Below are 994 nucleotides of genomic sequence, written 5' to 3' on the forward strand. Positions count from 1 at the left end.
TTTCGGTTATGAAAGCTAAACCACCTGGAGGGGTGTCGACTATAAGAAAGTCCGGATTGTTCCCTCTCCTGACTACTCCAGGGAAATCATTTGAACTGCGGACAGATTCGATGGGAAATGGAAAATCCTTTACTCTGCTCGCCCATCGGGTGGCAGATTGCTGGGGGTCGCCGTCTGCGACTGCAACCGTATAACCCATCTTCCGAATTGCCTCTGCGAGCATTACCGAAAGTGTGGTCTTCCCTGTCCCGCCCTTCGACTGAATCACGGAAATTACTCGAGTCATAAAGCAAGAATAGATTTAGAGAAGATCTCTCCAGGTAGCGACATGCGCATGTGTGTATATCATGCTATGTGGAGGGAAACCATTAAGTAGAGAGCTGAACTAAAAATCACTTTATGCGCATGTACTGATATGCACATATGCATATATGCGCATCTCGAAATTTAAAGCTATCCACTTGCTGAGGGATATTCCGGTTGCGGGCGCGTTGTAAGGCGGTATGGTTTTGGGTGTCCGCAGCGCACCTCCCCCGGCGCATAGTCGGACGGAAGGAAAATAAAAAGCCACAATCCCCCCCGCAGGTGGCTTCTCCCCTAGTGCTCCCAACGACGAGAAGCACTAGGGGAGTTTCCTTTTATTGAGCGCCGTTTTCCTTCGGCCGGCCAGGGGTTTCGTGGAAAGATTGAAGATGTTTCTTGAAAGGTGCTGTTGCAAAGTTGGGGCAGTAGGAAGACCGGCGTGGAATAATCAGGTCCATGGGCATCTTCTCCGGTCGGCAGTTCCCTCGTGAAATCATCCTGTGGGCGGTGCGGTGGTACTGCCGCTACGGCGTGAGCTATCGCGACCTCGAAGAGATGATGACCGAGCGGGGAGTGCCGGTCGATCACACCACGATCTACCGCTGGGTCCAGAAATATGCTCCTGAGCTGGATAAGAAGACCCGGTGGTATCGGCAAGTTCCTGACTGGCAGGCCAGGTCCTGGCGGGTGG

1 protein-coding gene and 1 pseudogene are annotated in these 994 nt (G+C 52.6%); one reads left to right on the top strand and one right to left on the bottom strand.

The window, feature by feature from the left end:
• Window positions 1-286 (bottom strand): ParA family protein (locus tag HMPREF2935_RS12520; protein WP_141755981.1); only part of this gene is annotated, 286 nt, incomplete at its 3' end.
• A 473-nt stretch (window positions 287-759) separates the two neighbouring features.
• On the opposite strand from HMPREF2935_RS12520, the pseudogene HMPREF2935_RS00610 reads away from it, so the two are divergent.
• Window positions 760-994: pseudogene (locus HMPREF2935_RS00610) on the top strand (IS6 family transposase); the annotation flags it as partial.

Origin of the sequence: Corynebacterium sp. HMSC076D02, from assembly GCF_001813815.1 — a bacterium.
GTDB classification, from domain to species: domain Bacteria; phylum Actinomycetota; class Actinomycetes; order Mycobacteriales; family Mycobacteriaceae; genus Corynebacterium; species Corynebacterium simulans.